The organism is Streptomyces aurantiacus, assembly GCF_027107535.1.
Classification (GTDB): Bacteria; Actinomycetota; Actinomycetes; order Streptomycetales; family Streptomycetaceae; genus Streptomyces.
Genome location: NZ_CP114283.1, coordinates 7,694,100 through 7,708,300 on the forward strand (window position 1 = coordinate 7,694,100; position 14,201 = coordinate 7,708,300).

The following is a 14,201-nucleotide window of genomic DNA, read 5'->3' on the forward strand; positions in this document are numbered from 1 at the left end:
GTCAAGGCAGAGTTCATCGCAGCTAGCAGTGGAGCGATACGCCGTCGCCTAACCCAGGGATGAGCCTGCCGGACGGCCCAGGGACGGCCCACCGGACATAAGAGAGCCCCCTACTGGCGACATCATCGCTGGTGGGGGGCTTCTTCGTGCCCGGAGGACATCAGTTCTCCGGGTGCAGGCATAACCCTCCCAGTGTCGCAGATCAAATCATGTGACCTGGGCCGCCGAGTCCCGCAGGGAGGTCGTCCGGGGTCGAGCGGTCGTGGTCGGCTCGCCTGCGACGGCCATGAACGGCTCGGCGCGAGAGGCGTTCCCCCTGGCCGACGCACTGTCGACCCCCTTCGGGCCGTTCCGGCCGCGGCATCGCGCCCACGGGTCCGCTGGAGCAGGGCATTGCCATATAGGTCACCCCTGGACCTAGAATCGAACGCGTGTCCGATAAAGCGTCTCACTTGGATCCTCAGCACAACGTCCGTACGGGGCCGGCCCGGCAGCCGCGCAGCGCAGATGACCCCGTCTCCGGGTCGGAGCGGCAGGAAGCCGCCGCCCGCCCCGCGCACACGCTGCCCTTGGCCGCGCCCGGCCGGGAGTTCGCCGTGCGGCGAACACGCGGCATGGCCGCCCCCGGCGCCGCCCGCCCAGGCCACCGCGGCGTGACGGGCGAGAACACGAAGCCGCGGTCCCGCGAGCAGGCCCTCCGGGCGGCCCCGGGACGCGGCGCCGCGGCATACCCCCGTTGCCGACCCCACACCGACTCCGGTGTGCTGTGAGCCGCGAACAGTCCCGGCCGCAGGGAAAGAGCACCGCCCCCATCGTCGTGCACCGCCTGACGGGCGCCGCTGGACGGCGGGTCACGATCCACTCCAGAAGGGCCGGCCTCGCCCACAGTGACGCCGACCTCATCGAGTTTCTGCGCCGCGCGGGCCTGCCGGACGCGTCGGAGCTGCTGGACGATCCGTCGTGGGTGGAATGGCAGGGCGACCGACCGCACCAGTACGGCGCGGAATGACGACGCCGCGGGCGGTCCTGCGGCAAGCGCCCCCGGGCATGACGGACGGGACGCCGACGTGGAGGAGCTCGGCTGCGGACACACGAAAAGGGACCCGCCGTCCTGTGGACGGCGGGTCCCTCACGTACCTTCCGCAGCTCGGCGACACCCTTCGGCGACCGTCGGCCGGACCACGGCGCCCGTCGACCGGACCACCGCGACCGTCAGGCGAACCCGGCAGCCGTCCGCGGGACCCGGCAGCCGTCTCCGCGCACAGGAGTGGTCGTCAGCCGTCAGCCGGAGCCGACGAAGATCACCAGCAGCAGCCACACCACAGGGGCCGTGGGAAGCAGGGAGTCCAGCCGGTCCATGATCCCGCCGTGGCCCGGGAGCAGGGTGCCCATGTCCTTGATGCCCAGGTCCCGCTTGATCATCGACTCACCGAGGTCACCGAGCGTGGCACTGCCCGCGACCGCGACACCGAGGACCAGTCCCTGCCACCAGGTGCCGTCGTCGATGAGGAAGTGCATGCACAGCGCGCCCGCCACCATGGCGAAGGCCACCGCGCCGAACAGACCCTCGCGGGTCTTGCCGGGGCTGATGCGTGGAGCGAGCTTGTGCTTGCCGAAGCGCCAGCCGACGGCGTACGCACCCGTGTCACTGACCACGGCCAGCAGCAGGAACACGAGAACCCGCCGCGCACCGTCGTCCGCGCTGAGCATCATCGCCACGAACGTGGCGAGGAACGGGATGTAGAAAGCCGCGAAAACCCCCGCGGTGACGTCCTTGAGGTAGCCCTCGGGCGGTTCCGTCATCCGCCAGACCAGGACCGCGAGCGCCGTGAGCGCCATCGCCACCCATGCGCCCTCGGCACCGCGGACGTAACCGGCGACGACCATCGCCGCGCCGCCCAACGCCAGTGGCACGAGCGGCGCCTTGATGCCCTTGCGCTCCGCGAGCCTCGACGTGAGCTCCCACAGGCCCACCACGACGGCGACAGTTATGACGCCGATGAAGGCGGCCTTGACGACGAACAACGAGGCGACGATCACCGCGCCGAGCCCGACCCCGACTCCTATGGCAGCGCCCAGGTCGCGGCCCGCGCTCTTCTTCTGCGGCGCGGGTGCGGGTTGCGCGGCGCTGGACATGGGCTCCTGCGGATTCTGCGACGGAGCCCGGTGAGGCGGCGTCGGCGTCTCGTCGCGGAACAGGGGGCCGCCCGTCCGAGCAGCCCCCCGGTCGTCGTCCTGGTCTCCGCCGTGTGCGGGTACGTCGGGCATGGGGCGAGTCTGCTGCGCGTTGTGCGCATCGTACGCGGGACCCGCCGGGGCAACCCCCTGGACAGGCCCCTGGTCGGACGGCCCCCAGTACCCGGCTTGCGGCGGCGCCCCCCAGGAAGAGTCGTTCATCAGACCTCGAGCAGCTCAGCTTCCTTGTGCTTGAGCAGCTCGTCCACCTGGGCCACGTACTTCGCGGTGGTGTCGTCGAGCTCCTTCTCCGCACGGCGGCCCTCGTCCTCGCCGACCTCGCCGTCCTTGATCATCTTGTCGATGCCGTCCTTCGCCTTGCGGCGGACGGAACGGATCGAGATCTTGGAGTCCTCGGCCTTGGTCCGGGCGACCTTGATGTAGTCCTTGCGGCGCTCCTCGGTCAGCTCGGGGAACACCACCCGGATGATGTTGCCGTCGTTGCTCGGATTGACCCCGAGGTCGGAGTCACGGATCGCCTGTTCGATGTTGCGCATCGCGCTCTTGTCGAACGGCGTCACCACGGCCATGCGCGGCTCGGGCACCGAGAACGAGGCCAGCTGGTTGATCGGTGTCAGCGCGCCGTAGTAGTCCGCCACGATCTTGTTGAACATCGCCGGGTGCGCACGGCCGGTGCGGATCGCGGCGAAGTCCTCCTTGGCGACCACGACGGCCTTCTCCATCTTCTCCTCGGCCTCGAGGAGGGTCTCTTCGATCACCACTTGCTCCTGCGTGTCTTGAGTAGGCCCGGCTGCGGTTCCTTGACGGGTAGGCGGCCGGCTGCGTCGCGTCTTGTTCCTGCACGGTTCCCGACCGGCAGGACATTGTCCATCCCCCGGTCAGGCCCGGCCGCCCTGGTCACCCACAAGCGTGCCGATCTTCTCACCCTTGACCGCCCGCGCGATATTGCCCTCTGTCAGAAGCTCGAAGACGAGGATCGGGAGCTTGTTGTCGCGGCACAGGGTGATCGCGGTCATGTCGGCGACCTTCAGGTCGCGGGTGATGACCTCGCCGTAGCTGAGCGAGTCGAACTTGACCGCTTCCGGGTTGGTCTTCGGGTCGGAGTCGTAGACCCCGTCCACACCGTTCTTGCCCATGAGCAGGGCCTCGGCGTCGATCTCCAGTGCGCGCTGGGCGGCGGTGGTGTCGGTGGAGAAGTACGGCATGCCCATGCCGGCGCCGAAGATGACCACACGGCCCTTCTCCAGGTGGCGCACGGCGCGCAGCGGGATGTACGGCTCGGCGACCTGCCCCATGGTGATGGCGGTCTGCACGCGTGAGTCGATGCCCTCCTTCTCCAGGAAGTCCTGGAGGGCGAGGCAGTTCATGACGGTGCCGAGCATGCCCATGTAGTCGGAGCGGGCCCGGTCCATGCCGCGCTGCTGGAGTTCGGCCCCGCGGAAGAAGTTGCCGCCGCCGATGACGACGGCGATCTGGGCACCGCCGCGGACCACCGCGGCGATCTCCCGGGCCATCTTGTGCACCACGTCGGGGTCGACGCCGAGTGCCCCGCCACCGGCGAACGCCTCACCGGAAAGCTTCAGCAGGAAACGGCCGGCACCCTTGCCGGTATCGCCCTTTTCGTCCTTGTCGGCGGCCTTGGTGGTGGTCATGGAGATCTCGCCTCTTCTACGTGTCGCACGTGTCGCACATACGAAGAAGGCCACTGCCGGTGGGGTGTTGTTCGCATCCCATGCTCGGCAATGGCCTCCTCGTCTGCTCTGCTGTCGTCCGTCACGCCCGCGCGTAACGGGATACGCGACCAGCACGGACGACTGCTGTCGACCCTAGCGGGATCGCGCGTCGATCGCGGTACGGACTCAGATGCCGACCTTGATGCGCGCGAAGCGCTTCAGGGTGACACCGGCCTCGTCCAGGACCTTCTGGACGGACTTCTTCTGGTCGAGCGCGTACGGCTGACCGAGAAGCGTGGCCTCCTTGAAGAAGCCGTTGACGCGACCCTCGACGATCTTCGGGAGCGCGGCCTCGGGCTTGCCCTCGGCGCGGGTGGTCTCCTCGGCGACGCGACGCTCGGACTCGACGACCTCGGCCGGAACGTCCTCACGGGAGAGGTACTTCGGCGCGAAGGCGGCGATGTGCTGCGCGATGCCCTTGGCGAGGTCGGCGTCGGCCTTGTCCAGCTCGACCAGGACACCGATCTGCGGGGGCAGGTCGGGCATGGTGCGGTGCATGTACGTGGCCACGTAGGCGCCGGAGAACTGCGCGAAGCGGTCCAGGACGATCTTCTCGCCCAGGTTGGCGTTGGCCTCGTCGACGAACGCCTGGACCGTCTTGCCGGACTCGATCTCCGAGGCGAGCAGCGCCTGGATGTCGGCCGGGGAGGTCGCGGCGGCGTGCTGGGCGATCTGGTTGGCGACGGCCTGGAACTTCTCGCCCTTGGCGACGAAGTCCGTCTCGCACTTCAGCTCGACCAGGACACCGGAGGTGTTGTCGTCAGCGATGATGGAGACCACGGCGCCGTTCTCGGCGGAGCGGCCCTCGCGCTTGGCGACGCCCTTCTGGCCCTTGATGCGCAGCGCCTCGACGGCCTTGTCGACGTTGCCGTCGGCCTCGTCCAGCGCCTTCTTGCAGTCCATCATGCCGGCGCCGGTGAGCTCACGGAGCTTCTTGACGTCGGCGGCGGTGTAGTTCGCCATGATCTGTGAATCTCTTCTCGGAGTTCGAAGTCTCGAGGTCGGCGTCCGCCGCTGATCGGGCGGGCGTCCACCGAAGATCTACGGGCTGGGGGTGAACGGCGGGCGACGCACTCGGCGCCGCCCGCCGTCACTCAACCGTGACGCTGGATCGTCAGGCCTGCTCGGCCGCGGCCGGCTTCTCGGCCTCGGCGGCGGGGGCCTCGGCGGCAGCCGGAGCCTCAGCAGCGGGGGCCTCGGTCTCGGCGGGAGCCTCAGCCTCGGCGGGAGCCTCGGTCTCGGCCTCGGCGGCCGGAGCCTCGGCGGCGGGCGCCTCGGCAGTGGTCTCGTCGGCCTTCTTCTCGCCACCCTCGAGCAGGTCGCGCTCCCACGCGGCGAGCGGTTCGCCCGCGGCCTTGTCACCCTCGGCGGCCTTGCCGGCGCCGGAGCGGGAGATGAGGCCCTCGGCGACGGCGTCGGCGATCACGCGGGTGAGCAGGGTGACGGAGCGGATCGCGTCGTCGTTGCCCGGGATCTTGTAGTCGACCTCGTCGGGGTCGCAGTTGGTGTCGAGGATGGCGACGACCGGAATGTTGAGCTTCCGGGCCTCACCGACCGCGATGTGCTCCTTCTTGGTGTCCACGATCCAGACGGCGCTGGGCACCTTGGACATCTCGCGGATACCACCGAGGGTCTTCTCCAGCTTGGCCTTCTCGCGCGAGAGCACGAGAAGCTCCTTCTTGGTGAGACCCGACGCGGCGACGTCCTCGAAGTCGATCTGCTCGAGCTCCTTGAGGCGCTGCAGACGCTTGTAGACGGTCGAGAAGTTGGTGAGCATGCCGCCCAGCCAGCGCTGGTTGACGTAGGGCATGCCGACGCGGGTCGCCTGCTCGGCGATCGCCTCCTGCGCCTGCTTCTTCGTGCCGACGAACATGACCGTGCCGCCGTGGGCGACGGTCTCCTTGACGAACTCGTAGGCGCGGTCGATGTACGACAGCGACTGGAGCAGGTCGATGATGTAGATGCCGTTGCGCTCCGTGAAGATGAAGCGCTTCATCTTCGGGTTCCAACGGCGGGTCTGGTGACCGAAGTGGACGCCGCTTTCCAGCAGCTCCCGCATCGTGACGACGGCCATGGCCGTACTCCTTGGTGTTCTCGGTTGTGCCGCGTCCGCCGGACGGCGGTCGCGCCTGACGCCCGCGTTGCGCCTTGCCACAAGGGACCGAGGGGCGCTGACATCGACTGTTTGACGGCCTGATGTCGGGGCGTGCGAAGTCGACCCGGTGACCCGGATCGCCACAAGAAGTGTACGGGACCCGCGAGGCGCTGGGTGACGCCGATGTCCACAACCGACGGGTACTCCACAGATCCCGGTCGTGATCCACTTTTTCGCGCCGCACACGCGACCGTTCTCGTATGCGAGCAGAACGATTTCTTCGTACGTGGCGGGTGGCACTGTGGGCCGTGCCGATGGCCCTGCTGTCGACGCTGTCGGTGGCCGCCGCGCTTGTCGCCGGGGGGCCGGCGGCCGCCGCCCGCGACGGCGACCCGGGCGGCGGCTCAGGCGGTGCAGGTCCACCGGTCCCGACGGTCGGCCGCGCCTGGCCGGTGGGATCGCGTCCGTCAGTGGTGCGCGGCTGGGAACCTCCGGCGACCGCCTACGGTCACGGCCACCGCGGCGTCGATCTCACCGCGGCCCCCGGCTCCCCGGTCCGTGCCGCCGCTCCCGGCCGGGTCTCCTTCGCGGGCCGGGTCGCGGGTCGCGGCGTCGTCTCGGTCGAGTTGACGGGCACGGGAGACCCACCCCTGCGCACGACGTACGAGCCGGTGCGGGCGACGGCGAAGAAGGGCGCCGAAGTGGCCGCGGGCGAGGTGGTCGGCGTACTCGAACCAGCGGGATCCCACTGTCCGGCCTCGTGCCTGCACTGGGGACTGCGCCGGGCGGACACCTATCTGGACCCGCTGTCCCTGCTGCCGCCGTGGCTGCTCGACCGGGGGCCCTCCCGCCTGCTGCCGGTCACCGGCCCACCGGAGTACCGGCCATGACGAGCGACCACTCCGCCTCCAGAGCCCTGCGGTCTCCCGACCGGATCTGCCGGATCCGGTCGCGGGGCTGGGAATCCGTGGCTTCGCGGGTCGGAGGTTCCGGCGTCGCGAGCGGGTCTCCAGCATCGCGGAGCGAGGGCTCCAGCGTCGCGGAGCGAGTATCGAGGACGCCATCAGCTCGTCGACGCCGATGACCACCTCGCGATGCCCACCAGGTGACGCCCACTGGAAAGCGCGGGGCTTCGCGGTCGGTCTGATTCGGCGAGAGGCGGGGCTGTCTGGTTCAGCGAGGGCCAGGGCGGGCGGTGGACAACGGCCACCGAAGTACATGCCGTCGTATGCCGTCGTACGCACAGGTGAGCGGGCGAGATGTCGGGCCGCCGCCCTCGGGAGGCGGCCTCGCGGGCGGGCAGGCTCAGCCCCTGACGCCTCGCAGGGCCATCGCCACCGCGGCGTCGGTGATCGCTCCGGGATCCTCGGCCAGCCCGGTCTCGATCCGGCGCACCGCCGCGTCCACGATCCCCTGAAGGAGCATCGCGGCCGTCCGGGGCTGCTCGTGCCCCATCTCCCGCAACGCCTCCACGATCATCGCGACGAGTCCCCCGTGGGCGGCGCGGATCTTCTCGCGCGCACCCGCGTCGAGCTCACTCGCGGAGATCGCCACGACGGCCCGGTGCTGCCGGTCCCCGACCAGCGCGAGCTGCCGGCGGACATACGCCTCGACCTTGCCCTCCGGCGTCCCGGCCAGCGACATCGCCGACTCGACCTCGGCAGCCCAGAGCGGGAAGTCGACCTGGCAGAGCTCTTCGACGACAGCCGCCCGGGACCGGAAGTACTCGTACACGGAGGACCGCGCCAGCCCCGTCCGCTCGGCGAGCGCCGGGAACGTCAGCGCTTCCGTCCCGCCCTCGGACAGCAGTGACCGTGCCGCGTCCAGCAAAGCGGCTCGCTGCATCGACCGGTGCTCGGCCACGGAGGCCGCTCGAATCCTTGGCACGCTCCCACTTTACGGACGCCCCGCCCAGGACGGGAGTCTCTCGTCCATGAGGGCTTGGTCCATGGCCCCGGGCCCGAAGCCCTCCTCCCGTCAAGACACCTCGAAGCGGGATGCCGAACCGGCCGCGCCCGGCCGCGCGCAAGAAGCCCCGCCGAGACCGCACCGCCGACCGCCTCGCGCCGGAGCAGGATCATCGGGCCAGGTCAGCGCCCGAAGCTCGCCAGCTTCGCCCGAAGCTGCAGCACGGACTTGGTGTGGATCTGGCTGACGCGGCTCTCCGTCACCCCGAGTACGTTGCCGATCTCGGCGAGCGTGAGACCTTCGTAGTAGTAGAGGGTGACCACGGTCTTCTCCCTCTCGGGCAGCGTGTTGATGGCCCGTGCCAGAAAGCGCCGCAGCTCACGGTCCTCGGCGACCTCCACGGGGTTGTCGGCCGCGGTGTCCTCGAGCGTGTCCATCAGACTCAGCCGGTTGCCGCCCTCGCCGCCGACATGCAGCAGTTCCTCCAGGGCCACGACGTTGGCCAGCGACAACTGGCTGAACACCGTGTGCAGTTCGTCGACCGCGATCCCCATCTCCGCGGCCACCTCGCACTCCGAAGGCGTGCGCCGCAGCTTCGCCTCGAGCGTCGCGTAGGCCCGCTCGACGTTGCGTGCCTTCTGCCGCACGGACCGGGGGATCCAGTCGAGCGCCCGCAGCTCGTCGATCATCGCGCCCCGGATCCGCGTGATCGCGTACGTCTCGAACTTGATCTCCCGCTCGATGTCGAACTTCTCGATGGCGTCGATCAGCCCGAACACACCCGACGACACGAAGTCCGCCTGCTCCACATTGGGCGGCAGCCCCACGCTCACCCGGCCCGCGACGTACTTCACCAGCGGCGAGTAGTGCAGGATCAACTGTTCGCGCAGCCGCTCGTCGCCGGTGGTCTTGTACGACCTCCACAGCTCGTCGAGCGTCGAGGGGGCGGGCGGCCGCACGCCGTCGCGGGCGGCGGGGGGAGCTGCCGCCCGGTCGGACCCGGAGGTGTGCTGGGGCATTCGTCGCCTTGTGCCGTTCTGCAGTGAACTGGGGGTACCTGCGTGAGCTGTCTGTCTGGTGTCGAGTTGCCTGTCTGAGCGGAGTCCTCGTGAGCGTAGCGTGACTGAGGAGTCGCAGTGCGCGAAAATCGAGGGACTCACCGTGCGCAGATACGTTCCGCTGGACGCCTCCCAGGGGCTCTGCCGTCGCCCTGTGTAATCACTGCGAGGCGCCAACTGCGGGAAACTCCAAGGACTTCGGGGCGTCGCCCGGACGGCCGAACACTCTCGGTCAGCGTCATCCCCGATCCTGACCGACAGAGATCGTGGCCTGGCGTGTCAACTTCCAGCCGTCGCCGTGTCGTTCGACGAAGCCAAGTGAGCGGAGTTCGTACAGCCTCGCGATCGCCTCGTCCTCGGTCGTCCCGGCGCCTCTGGCGACCTCCTGCCGTGTCCTCTCCTCCCTGGCCGGCAACGCGGCCAGCACACGGGCGGCCGCCGGATCCAGCAGGTCGCGCGGCAGCACCGGCCCTCGTCGGGCCGGGGCCAGCTCCCCCATGTCGCCGACGAGCTCGGCGACTTCCGCGGCGTCGGTGACCAGCACCGCGTCCCCGCGCAGGAGTTCGTGCACGCCGGCCGAGAGACTGCTGGTGGCGGGCCCCGGTACTCCCATCGTGAATCGGCCCAACCTCTGTGCGGCCCGGGCGGTCACCAGAGCGCCGCTCCGGTACGCCGCCTCGACGACCACCGTGCCGCGGGTCAACGCCGCGATGACGCGGTTGCGCAGGATGAATCTGCTCGGTGTCGGATGCTCCCCGGGCGGCAACTCACCGATGACCAGACCCTGTTCGGCGATCCTTGTGATCAACTGTGTGTGGCCGCGCGGGTAGGGCCGGTCGACCCCGCAGGCGAGCACGGCGACGGTGGCCCCGCCCGCTCCGAGCGCGCCTCGGTGTGTCGCGCCGTCGACGCCGTAGGCACCCCCCGACACCACGACCCACCCTCTCTCCGCGAGCCCGGCCCCGAGCGTGGACGCCATGTGGGCGCCGTACTCGGTGCAGGCCCGCGCCCCGACGACCGCGACGGAACGCAGAGCCCATATCCGCAGACTGGGCCGCCCTCGCACCCACAGCCCGATGGGCTTCGAATCCCCGAGGTCGTCGAGCTGCGCGGGCCATTCGGGGTCTCCGGGACACACGAACCGGGTCCCGGCGTCCCGCGCCAGGAGTAGGTCCCGCTCGGGGTCCGCGCGCTCGGCCCGCGCCCGCAGACCGGCCCATCTCGTGTCCGTCACGCCCGGCAGCTGCTGTCCGGCTCCCGTGAGGCGTCGGACCACCTCCCCCGCTCCGGCCTCGCGGAGCCACCGTCCACAGACCTCGTCCCCCGGCTCGACGACGCGGGCGAGGAAAGCCCGGTGGAACCGCTCCTCGTCCCCGCTCACGAGGACGCCCCGATCGCCATCGGCACACCCCGGGGGACCCCGGTGCGCAGTTGCAGCGCGAGGGTCACGTCGCCGGCGTCGGGCCGGTCGTGGCCCGCGAGATCCGCGACCGTCCAGGCGACGCGCAGGACACGGTCGAGCCCTCGGGCGGTGAGCACCCCGCGCTCCAGGCTGCGCTCCGCGTCGTCCATGGCGCCCGGGAAAGCGAACCACCGGTTGCGCAGCTCGCGCCCCGGCACCTCGCTGTTCGTCCGCCAGGGGGTGTCTGCCAGACGCGCGGCGGCCCGCTCCCTGGCCCCTCGGACCCGGTCGGCGACCGTCTCGGTGGATTCACCCCGTGCTCCCCGCTCCGTCAGCTGGGAACGGGTGACGCGGTCCACCTCGACCCTGAGGTCCACGCGGTCGAGCAGCGGTCCGGAGAGCCGGGCCTGGTAGCGGCGGATCGCGGAGGGCGGGCACTCGCAGAGAGTGTCGCGCTGCGAGAACCGCCCGCAGGGGCAGGGATTGGCCGCGAGCACCATCAGGAATCTCGCCGGAAAGCGCACGACACCCGCGCTGCGGGCGATCACCACGTGCCCCGACTCGAGGGGCTGGCGCAGCGCGTCGAGAGCATGGCTGCTGAACTCCGGTGTCTCGTCGAGGAAGAGCACTCCTCGGTGGGCGAGTGACACCGCGCCCGGCCGTGCCACCCCCTGGCCGCCGCCGACCAGCGCCTGCATGGTCGCCGAGTGGTGCGGGGCGCAGTAGGGGGCGACGTCCACCAGGGGCTTGCCGGGCGGCAGCAGGCCCGCGACCGAGTGGACGGCAGTGACCTCCAGGGACTCGCCGCGGCTGAGCGGCGGCAGGACGGCGGGCAGCCGCTCGGCGAGCATCGTCTTGCCCGCTCCCGGGGGCCCCTCCAGGAACAGATGATGTCCACCGGCCGCGGCGACCTCCACCGCGGTCCGTGCCGAGAGCTGGCCGACGACATCGGCCAGGTCGTGTCCGTGGTCGTTCTGGGTGGCGCCCATGCCGTGCATGCCAGTGGCCGCGCCCGTGCCCGGCATGCGCAGGCCCGCGAGCGGGTCGGGCCGGCGCTCCCCGTCCGGGTGCTCCTCGGGCACGGGTTCGTCCGTGAGGACGGCGATCAGCTGCCGGAGGCTGCGGACCCCGAGCACGGACACTCCGGGCACCAGTGACGCCTCGGCGGCAGAGCACTCGGGCACCACCACCTGTTCGTATCCCGCGTCGGCCGCGGCCAGCACCGCCGGCAGCACACCCCGTACGGGACGGACCCGTCCGTCCAGACCCAGTTCGCCGATCATCACGATGTCGGTCAGCACACGAGGATCGATGCGCTCGGAGGCGCCCAGCGCGGCGCAGGCGATGGCGAGGTCGAAGCCGCTCCCGGCTTTGGGCACCGAGGCCGGGCTGAGCCCGACCGTGAGCTTCTTCTGAGGCCACTCGGCGCCGGAGTTGACCACGGCCGCCCTGACCCGGTCCCTGCTCTCCGTCAGGCTTTTGTCGGGCAGCCCCACCAGGGTGAACGCCGCGATCCCGGGCTCCAGATCCGCCTGGACCTCGACGACGACTCCGTCCACGCCCACGAGGGCCACCGAGCACGTACGCGCGAAGCCCATCAGGCCACCCCTCGCACGTGCTGCACGACGGGTGCGCCGCGGCCGGGCAGCAGAACGCCCACGATGTCGATGCGGACGCCGCCGGGTGGTGCCCCTCCGTGTTCCTGCAGCCAGCGCTCGGCCAGGCGGCGCAGGCGCTGGGCCTTGACGGGGGTCACGGCGGCCATCGGATGCTCGAAGACCCCGGCGCGGCGGGTCTTGACCTCGCAGAAGACCAGCGCGTCGCCGTCCCGGGCCACGATGTCGATCTCGCCGGTCCTGCCCGCGCGCCAGTTGCGCTGCAGGACCGTCATTCCGGATTCGGTCAGCCGCCGGGCGGCCAGGTCCTCGCCGTACTGGCCGAGTGCGTAGCGTGCCTTGGACGTATTCATGTCGGCACCACCTCCGGCGCCAACACTGGGCCCACCACGATCCGCTAGTGGATCTTGGTGGACGACCGCCCGGTTGTGGACAACTCAGTCACCCACACGAGCGGTCGCCGTGGGCTCCTCAGCTGCTCGGCAGTTCGAGGTCGCTCTTGTTCAGCTCCTCGATGTTCACGTCCTTGAATGTGAGGACGCGCACCTGCTTGACGAACCGAGCAGGCCGATACATGTCCCACACCCAGGCATCCGCCATGGACACCTCGAAAAACACCTCACCCTGAACCGAGTGCACCTGCATCTCGTAGTCGTTGGTGAGGTAGAAGCGCCGTTCGGTCTCGATCACATATTTGAACAGACCGACGACATCGCGGTACTCCCGGTAGAGCTTCAGCTCCATCTCGGTCTCGTACTTCTCGAGGTCCTCGGCGCTCATGGCATGTTCCCCTTCAGCCGTGCGTCCCCCTATTGTGCGCCAGCCCCGCGAGCCCCTAGACGATTTCCGTGTCGAGGGTCTCGGGCCTGGCCGGGGGCCCTTCGTCGAGCAGCCTGCGCAGCAGCTCGGCGAGTCTGGTCGGATACACCGTCTCATGTGCCTGGTGAAGTTCCTGGCACGTCCACCAGCGCGCTCCGGCGACACTGCGCCGTTCCAGCTCGGTCAGCCCCGTGGCCTCGGGCACCACCTCTCGCGTGTCCGCCGTCCGGGCCAGGTAGTACCACTCGTCCTGGTCCCAGCGGCGCCCCGCGAACGGGAACGAGCAGGTCCGCCGCCACAGCACCGGCCCCAGCTCGACCTCGGTGATGCCGGTCTCCTCCACGAGTTCCCGCAGCGCGGCCTCTTCCCGTGTCTCGTCGCCCTCCACACCACCGCCCGGCGTGAACCACCAGTTGTCGGACGGGTCCTCCGGTTCGTGCCCGTGCAGCAGCAGAATGCGGTCCCTCGGGTCGAGCAGGACCACCCGGGCGACCTTCCGCAGCTCCCCGAGCCCACCGGGTCCCGAGGCCGACCGCTCGCCCGGGCTCTCGGGTCCGGAGGGCCACCGCTCCCCCGCCGGTCCAGGTGTCTCAGCCGGCAAGAGCCCGCTCCCTCGACCCGGTACGGGTCCGTCGGCGCCCCGCCCGCTTGGCGATCGGCCCGTACGCCCCGCCGCCGAGGACGAGCACCGCGCCCACCACGACCGCGGTGAGAACCAGTCGCAGGGGCCCCGGCTCGGAGATGCCACCGAGCGCCTCGAAGCCGGTGGGACGGATCAGCATGCCGTTCATGGGCCAGGCCACCGCGTCGACGCGCGCGTTCACCGAGCTGCGCGGCACCGTGCCGCTGCCGGCCTCCGTCAGGTGGGCGGTGGAGTCCAGCGAGCCGCTGCGCTCGTCGCCGAGCAGGAACAGCCGGCCCTCGGGGACCTTGATGGACGGGATCGCGGACGACTCGGCCTCGCTGCCCTTCGGCAGATACGGTTCCTCGATCTTCTTGCCGTTGACGGTCAGCTTGCCCTCCGTGCAGCAGGCGACCGTGTCCCCGCCGACGGCGACGACCCGCTTGACCATGGGGAGGTTGCCCCAGCTGGCCTGCTTGAAGACGACGACGTCGCCGCGCCCGATCTCGGAGCCGTCGATCCGTTCGGCGAGCACCCGGTCACCGGCGACGATGGTCGGCGACATGGAGTCGGTCGGCACGGTGTACGGCTGGTAGACGATCGCTCCCCACACGAAACCACCGAGGAAGAGCACACAGCCGAGGGCCACGGCCAGCCCCGACAGCGTGCTGCCGAGCCGTCCGTGGCCCTCGTCCGTACGACTTGTCCCGCTCATCCCAGTGCTCCCCAACTCGGAGATTCGACCCCGCGGC

15 protein-coding genes are annotated in these 14,201 nt (G+C 70.3%); 2 read left to right on the plus strand and 13 right to left on the minus strand.

The genetic code is table 11. The features are described from left to right. Positions 1-766 precede the first annotated feature (766 nt). Entirely contained in the window at positions 767-1,009 is a 243-nt protein-coding gene (locus O1Q96_RS35915; RefSeq protein ID WP_269252118.1) for a hypothetical protein, read from the plus strand. A gap of 272 nt (positions 1,010-1,281) precedes the next feature. Here O1Q96_RS35915 and O1Q96_RS35920 read toward each other — a convergent pair whose 3' ends face one another. The 5 genes from O1Q96_RS35920 to rpsB form a co-directional block, all read right to left on the minus strand. Then, entirely contained in the window at positions 1,282-2,397 is a 1,116-nt protein-coding gene (locus O1Q96_RS35920; RefSeq protein WP_269252119.1) for a phosphatidate cytidylyltransferase, read from the minus strand. After that, positions 2,397-2,954: a ribosome recycling factor gene (gene frr, locus O1Q96_RS35925; protein ID WP_107021830.1), complete on the minus strand. Its 558-nt coding sequence runs from the start codon at positions 2,952-2,954 to the stop codon at positions 2,397-2,399. The genes O1Q96_RS35920 and frr overlap by 1 nt, the downstream gene beginning before the upstream one ends. 120 nt (positions 2,955-3,074) lie before the next feature. Continuing rightward, positions 3,075-3,848: a UMP kinase gene (gene pyrH, locus O1Q96_RS35930; protein WP_269252120.1), complete on the minus strand. Its 774-nt coding sequence runs from the start codon at positions 3,846-3,848 to the stop codon at positions 3,075-3,077. Positions 3,849-4,055: 207 nt separating this feature from the next. Next, a complete protein-coding gene (gene tsf / locus O1Q96_RS35935; protein WP_217457966.1) occupies positions 4,056-4,892 on the minus strand; it encodes a translation elongation factor Ts in 837 nt (278 codons plus the stop codon). A gap of 151 nt (positions 4,893-5,043) precedes the next feature. Then, positions 5,044-6,003, minus strand: a complete 960-nt coding sequence (gene rpsB, locus O1Q96_RS35940) for a 30S ribosomal protein S2 (RefSeq protein WP_269252121.1) — start codon at positions 6,001-6,003, stop codon at positions 5,044-5,046. A 281-nt stretch (positions 6,004-6,284) separates the two neighbouring features. Between rpsB and O1Q96_RS35945 the strand changes: the two genes are divergently transcribed. Beyond that, the gene (locus tag O1Q96_RS35945; protein WP_269252122.1) at positions 6,285-6,914 is read left to right on the plus strand and encodes a M23 family metallopeptidase; all 630 of its coding nucleotides are present in this window, start codon (positions 6,285-6,287) and stop codon (positions 6,912-6,914) included. 415 nt (positions 6,915-7,329) lie between these two features. Here the strand turns inward: O1Q96_RS35945 and O1Q96_RS35950 are convergent, their stop codons facing one another. The 8 genes from O1Q96_RS35950 to lepB all read right to left on the minus strand — a co-directional run bounded on the left by O1Q96_RS35950 (position 7,330) and on the right by lepB (position 14,164). Beyond that, positions 7,330-7,887, minus strand: coding sequence for a TetR/AcrR family transcriptional regulator (locus tag O1Q96_RS35950; protein ID WP_269253866.1), 558 nt, complete (start codon positions 7,885-7,887; stop codon positions 7,330-7,332). 227 nt (positions 7,888-8,114) lie between these two features. Further along, entirely contained in the window at positions 8,115-8,951 is an 837-nt protein-coding gene (whiG, locus tag O1Q96_RS35955; RefSeq protein WP_217457963.1) for an RNA polymerase sigma factor WhiG, read from the minus strand. A gap of 277 nt (positions 8,952-9,228) precedes the next feature. Next, positions 9,229-10,371 (minus strand): DNA-processing protein DprA, encoded by a 1,143-nt coding sequence (gene dprA / locus O1Q96_RS35960; protein WP_269252123.1) that lies wholly within the window; start codon positions 10,369-10,371, stop codon positions 9,229-9,231. After that, positions 10,368-11,990 (minus strand): YifB family Mg chelatase-like AAA ATPase, encoded by a 1,623-nt coding sequence (locus tag O1Q96_RS35965; protein ID WP_269252124.1) that lies wholly within the window; start codon positions 11,988-11,990, stop codon positions 10,368-10,370. Before O1Q96_RS35965 ends, dprA begins: the two co-directional genes overlap by 4 nt. After that, positions 11,990-12,361: a YraN family protein gene (locus O1Q96_RS35970; protein WP_269252125.1), complete on the minus strand. Its 372-nt coding sequence runs from the start codon at positions 12,359-12,361 to the stop codon at positions 11,990-11,992. Before O1Q96_RS35970 ends, O1Q96_RS35965 begins: the two co-directional genes overlap by 1 nt. Before the next feature lie 118 nt (positions 12,362-12,479). Continuing rightward, entirely contained in the window at positions 12,480-12,788 is a 309-nt protein-coding gene (locus O1Q96_RS35975) for a DUF2469 domain-containing protein (RefSeq protein WP_055510545.1), read from the minus strand. Between the two features lie 55 nt (positions 12,789-12,843). After that, a complete protein-coding gene (locus O1Q96_RS35980) occupies positions 12,844-13,428 on the minus strand; it encodes an NUDIX hydrolase (RefSeq protein ID WP_419587006.1) in 585 nt (194 codons plus the stop codon). Then, entirely contained in the window at positions 13,418-14,164 is a 747-nt protein-coding gene (gene lepB / locus O1Q96_RS35985; RefSeq protein ID WP_269252126.1) for a signal peptidase I, read from the minus strand. The genes O1Q96_RS35980 and lepB overlap by 11 nt, the downstream gene beginning before the upstream one ends. Positions 14,165-14,201: the final 37 nt, after the last annotated feature.